The 5,530-nt window shown below is 57.6% G+C and carries 5 protein-coding genes; all 5 read left to right on the forward strand.

Annotation, left to right across the window (positions count from 1 at the left end; genetic code table 11):
* The first annotated feature begins 118 nt into the window (after positions 1-118).
* The 5 genes from SO139_RS45320 to SO139_RS45340 all read left to right on the forward strand — a co-directional run bounded on the left by SO139_RS45320 (position 119) and on the right by SO139_RS45340 (position 5,450).
* A complete protein-coding gene (locus SO139_RS45320) occupies positions 119-1,027 on the forward strand; it encodes an FkbM family methyltransferase (RefSeq protein WP_498542078.1) in 909 nt (302 codons plus the stop codon).
* A gap of 414 nt (positions 1,028-1,441) precedes the next feature.
* Positions 1,442-2,455 carry a GDP-mannose 4,6-dehydratase gene (locus SO139_RS45325; protein ID WP_498542079.1) on the forward strand — a complete coding sequence of 338 codons (1,014 nt, stop codon included), beginning with the start codon at positions 1,442-1,444 and terminating at the stop codon, positions 2,453-2,455.
* A gap of 72 nt (positions 2,456-2,527) precedes the next feature.
* Positions 2,528-3,730, forward strand: coding sequence for a glycosyltransferase family 4 protein (locus SO139_RS45330; protein ID WP_498542080.1), 1,203 nt, complete (start codon positions 2,528-2,530; stop codon positions 3,728-3,730).
* Positions 3,730-4,689: a GDP-L-fucose synthase gene (gene fcl, locus SO139_RS45335; protein ID WP_498542081.1), complete on the forward strand. Its 960-nt coding sequence runs from the start codon at positions 3,730-3,732 to the stop codon at positions 4,687-4,689. The genes SO139_RS45330 and fcl overlap by 1 nt, the downstream gene beginning before the upstream one ends.
* A gap of 2 nt (positions 4,690-4,691) precedes the next feature.
* Complete coding sequence (locus SO139_RS45340) at positions 4,692-5,450, forward strand: glycosyltransferase (protein WP_498542082.1); 759 nt, start codon at positions 4,692-4,694, stop codon at positions 5,448-5,450.
* Positions 5,451-5,530 lie beyond the last annotated feature (80 nt).

Genomic DNA, 5,530 nt, shown 5'->3' on the forward strand with positions numbered 1-5,530 from the left:
TCGTGAACTAGTCCAAGCGATTGTTCTTGTTCGTTTCATTCGTGCTCGGAAGACAGAACGCCCAAGCTGTGCGAAATAGAGCCTGGCTAGGCGCGAACCTAAGAGAATCGGAGGCCTTATGCTGGAATTCAATATCCCCCCCATATTGCTGGACAACACCACGCGTGCGGACATGACCGTGAGCTGCCGGGATTGCGATTTGATCCCGAAAGTCCCCAACGCGGGGAAGGTCGTCTCTAATGAAGGCACGCCCGTGCAAATCATGCATAACGGTGTGCGCGTGGTTGCGGGTGGCTATTACGGCGACTGGATGACGGGGATCATCGAGAGGCTTCGCGGACATCACGAGCCTCAGGAGGAGGTCATCTTTAATGAAATTTTGAAGCATTTGCCACCCAGCGCTACCATGCTGGAACTCGGTGGCTTCTGGTCTTACTATTCCTTATGGTTTAAGTCACAGCATGGCGACCAACGAAATGCCTATGTCGTCGAACCCGATCCCAACCACATCGCTGTCGGGCGCGCCAATGCGACGTTGAACAATCAGGAGATCACGTTCGTACAGGCTGCCGTTGGCGCCGAACCAGTTTCGGCCATGACCTTCGTCACCGAATCCGCCGGCGAGATTCGAACTTCCCAAATTTCGGTTGACAGCCTGCTGAGCGAGTACCGGATTTCGAAGCTCGATATTCTTCATGTTGACACCCAGGGCGCGGAGACTGCCATCATCAAGTCGTGCGAGGCACTTTTTCGCGGCAACGCCATCCGTTTCGGAATCTTCTCGACGCACAGCCATCACATAAGCGGAGATCCTCTGACCCATCAGCGTTGCCTTTCGATGCTGAAGGATTTCGGCGGCACCATTCTCGCCGAACATGATGTGCACGAAAGCTTCAGCGGCGACGGGCTGATCGCGGCGTATTTCGGCCTCGAGCCGCTTGAATGGAAGGAGCCGCTGATCAGTCGGAACAGGTACTCCACCAGCCTGTTCCGAAACCCGCTTTACGATCTTGCCGCGACTTTGTGACCCGGGTCGCCACACCAGGAGGCCTCTCACCCGCCAGTTGTCGTGCAAAGGGTCAAGAACGGACTTGCCCGCGGCGGCGAGGCAGGGCTCCCTGATGGAATCGTTGCCGGATCGAGTTGCGTGGTGTGTGCGCCCGATCGTCCCGCTGAAACTCAGCTTCGACGTGATCGGCCTAGGCAACGCAATCACTGGCAGCTCATGCGACAGCACCGCCAGCGTGGTGGTTGATCGCGATCATCACCAGGACGCCGGATAAGACGAAACGCAGTAGTTCTCGCCCTCAGGACGCCGCCGACCCACCTAGATCGTCAAGAGTTCCGATAAAAGCGGCATATTCGACGATCGGCGGGAGTATCGTCTTGAAAACCTTGGTGATGTCACTTATGGCTTGGTCGCATGACGTCCGAGGTTCACATGAGTAAGCGCGCACTGGTCACCGGCGGCGCTGGCCAAGACGGCTGGTATCTTATTGAACTGCTGCTGTCGCACGGTTATGAAGTTTTCGCTCATTCGAGGCGCCGGGTAGATCCCAGTATCAACCGGATTTCCTGGCACATCGGCGATCTCACCGACGAGACCTTCCTCAATAACCTGCTGTCCGTATCGAAGCCTGACGAAATCTATAATCTCGCGGCGGTGTCGAGGCCTGCGTTGTCGTGGGATATTCCGATTGAGACTGCGCTTTTGAACAGCTTGGTCCCGCACCGCATCTGCGAATTTATTCGCCGCGAACTGCCGGCAACGCGGCTGTTTCAAGCGTCTTCATCGGAGATCTACGGCGATAGCCAGGCTCAACTCCAAGACGAGCAGACTCGAACCAATCCGAAGTCGCCGTATGGAATCTCGAAGTCCTACGCGCACCAGATCATCGGCGCCTACCGTCAGCAGTACGGGTTGCACTTGTCCTGCGGCATACTTTTCAATCATGAAAGTCCGCGTCGTCCGCTCACCTTCGTCTCGCAGAAGATCGCCCACGCCGCAGCGGCGGCTTCGCTCGGCCTGACCGAGACACGCGAACTGGACGAACGCGGCAGGCCCATTCTATCCGATGGCAAACTATATCTCGGCGACCTCAACGTGCGTCGCGATTTTGGTTTTGCCGGGGATTTCGTCGAAGCGATGCGCCTCATCATGCAAAGCGACACGGCCTCGGATTTTGTCGTTGGAACCGGACATGCGCACTCTATCGCGGAATTCTGCGAAATCGCCTTCAGGATCGGCGGTCTCGACTGGACTAAATTCGTCGAGGTCGATCCGTTGCTGCTGCGCAAGATCGATAGCCACTTTACGCGGGCGGACCCTTCAAGACTTCAGTCCGAACTCGGCTGGCGCCCGAAGGTCGATTTTTCAGCGCTAATCGATATGATGGTACAGGAGAGAATTCGCATCTTGAAGCTCTCGATGGCATCGACCGATGGGGGTCGCTAGCGGACCCGCACGGCGCGGGCACTGCAACCCATCGATGCTTGGATCTTGAGCGGACATTGTAAGAGCTGTCGCATGAACATCGGCTTTGACATTTCCCAGACGGGCTCCGGAAAAGCGGGCTGCGGGTATTTCAGCCACGCGATGATCAAGGCTATGCTCGCAATCGCTCCGCAGCATCTCTACGCGCTCTATCCAAGCTTTGGAGACTTCTTCTTCGACGCCAAAATGCCGCTGTTAAATCCGTATTGCGGCCAACGTGTGAGCTATGGCCCTCGCCACCTGACGCGCGAGACTGCGCGCGCCTTCTGGAACCAGCCTGAACTAGAAACAGCCCTCGAGCATCCTGATATCATCCACGCCAACAATTTTTGGACGCCGGTGCAGATCGCCTCCAGTCGGCTGATCTACACGCTTTACGACATGGGGTTTGCGGCGAATCCCAACTGGACCACTGAGGCCAATCGGATCGGCTGCTTCGACGGCATTTTTCGTTCGTCGGTGGCGGCGGACTGGGTGGTGGCGATCTCGGAATATTCTCGCGAGCATTATCTAAGGCTTTTCCCTCACTTCCCTGGCGATCGCGTGCGCGTCGTCTATCCCTGCTCGCGCTTTGACGATTCTACTCAGCAGGGTTCGCCACCCGCGGCAGTAAAGCGGTTTGGCGCCGGCGAATTCTGGCTGAGCGTCGGCACGATCGAACCGCGCAAGAACCAGCGCCTGCTGGTCCAGGCCTATGCGCGATATCTTGCGGCCGATGGACGCCCAATTCCGCTGGTGTTGGCTGGCGGCAAAGGCTGGCTGATGGAAGATTTTCCGGAATATCTGGCAAAGCTCGGAATTTCCGATCACGTCATCCTAACCGGTTATGTCTCTGACAACGAGTTGATCTGGCTGTATCGCAATTGCTATGCCAACCTTTATCCATCCGTGTTCGAGGGTTTTGGATTGCCGGTGCTGGAGGGCATGCAGTTCGGAGCGCCAACATTGTCCTCGAATGCGACCTCGATGCCCGAGGTGACGGGCGACGCCGCGCTTCTGCTCACGCCGCACAATCCGGAGACCTGGACGCAAGCCATGCTTGACCTCGCGTCTGATCAGGGCAAACGGCATCGACTGGCTCTGGCCGCACGCGCTCGGGCGAAGCACTTCGAATGGGAGAGCAGCGCCGCCTCGATGCTTGCGATTTACGAAGAAGCTATACGCTCGCCGAAGCGGACGAGCATGGACCAAACCACGTCCGATACGGCCCATCCGCTCGTCGAGAATGTAGGCTGATGTCCAAGAACGATAGGATTTTTGTTGCTGGTCACCGCGGAATGGTCGGTTCGGCGATCATGCGCATGCTGCAACATCATGGATATGCAAACATTGTCACACGCACCCGCAACGAACTCGACCTCGTACAGCAGGCCGACGTAAGAACGTTCTTTGCCAAAGAGCGGATCGACCAAGTATATCTGGCCGCAGCTAAGGTCGGCGGCATTCTCGCTAATGATACCTATCCGGCCGAATTCATCTATGAGAACCTGATGGTCGAAGCTAACATCGTCCATGAAGCGTCGCGGGCCGGCGTCAAGAAGTTGTTGTTTCTTGGGTCAAGCTGCATCTATCCACGACTGGCGCCGCAGCCGATGGCGGAAGACATGCTATTAACCGGCGTGCTGGAGCCAACCAACGAGCCCTATGCCATCGCCAAGATCGCCGGCATCAAAATCTGCGAATCCTATAACCGCCAATACGGGACCGACTACCGCAGCGTGATGCCCACCAATCTCTATGGCCCAGGAGACAACTATCACTCCGAGAATAGCCACGTCATTCCTGGCCTGATTCGGCGGTTTCATGAGGCCAAACAAAAGGCGGCTGCAGAAGTTCTGATCTGGGGCACGGGCGCTCCGATGCGGGAATTCCTCTACGTGGACGACATGGCCGAAGCCTGTCTGCACATCATGGAACTGAATGTCGAAACCTATGCGCGCAACACCCAGCCGATGCTATCGCACATCAATGTCGGCACCGGCAATGACATCTCGATACGGGATCTTGCCAAAACCATCGGCGAGATCGTCGGCTATCAGGGACGCATCGCTTTTGACACCACCAAGCCGGACGGCACGCCCCGCAAGCTGATGGATGTGGGGCGCATGAAAAGTCTGGGCTGGCGACCGCAGGTCGGGCTTCGCGACGGGCTTGCCCTCGCCTACGCCGACTTCCTGGCGAGCAAGAGACGCTAAGGATGGCGACGCCAATCGTCACGATCGCGGTCCCGTCGTACAATCAGGGTCGCTTCCTCAAGGACGCGCTGACTTCTATTTTCGACCAAGGTTTACCGGTCGAAGTTTTTGTTGCCGATGCCGGATCGACCGACTGCTCGCTCGATATCATCAAGACATTCGAAAGCCGACTTGCCGGGTGGCGTAGCCACGCCGATCGCGGTCAAGCCGCTGCCATCAACGAAGGGATCGCCACTGGCCGCGCGCCCTATGTCGGCTGGCTAAATAGTGATGATACGCTTGTGAGCGGAGGACTGAAGCGACTGGTGAATGCGTTGGAGCACCAGCCGGGCGCGCCAGCGGCCTATGGCAAGGTGTGGAACTACGTGGAGACCACGCAGGTAAAGCAGCCGGTGTGGGTCGAGCCGTTCAGCGAACGTCGCCTCGCGCTGCGCTGCATTGTCTCGCAGCCGGGAACCTTGGTGAGACGCAGCGCGTGGGAGGCCGTTGGCGGCCTCGATGACGGCCTCCGCATGGCGATCGACTACGATTTGTGGTGGCGTCTGTACAAGAATTTCGCGCCGCTCGAATTCGTCGACGAATACGTCGCGCTCAATCGCGACCACGTCGATACTAAGACCAATACCCAGCGGCTCTTGCACTACCGCGAGGCCATAGCAATCGTCCGCAAATATCATGGCCACGTGCCGCTCAAATGGTGGCTGGCTCAGCCCTATACAGTGTGGCTGAAAGCCATCAACAACGCATTCCAGCGTTCTTGAAACGTAACCCTCCGGTGCAGGCCGCGGGTTAGCTGCGTTTGGCGCGCTTGCCTGCCCATTTTTTGGCGAGGGCCTCAACT

Source organism: Bradyrhizobium sp. UFLA05-89, assembly GCF_059803475.1.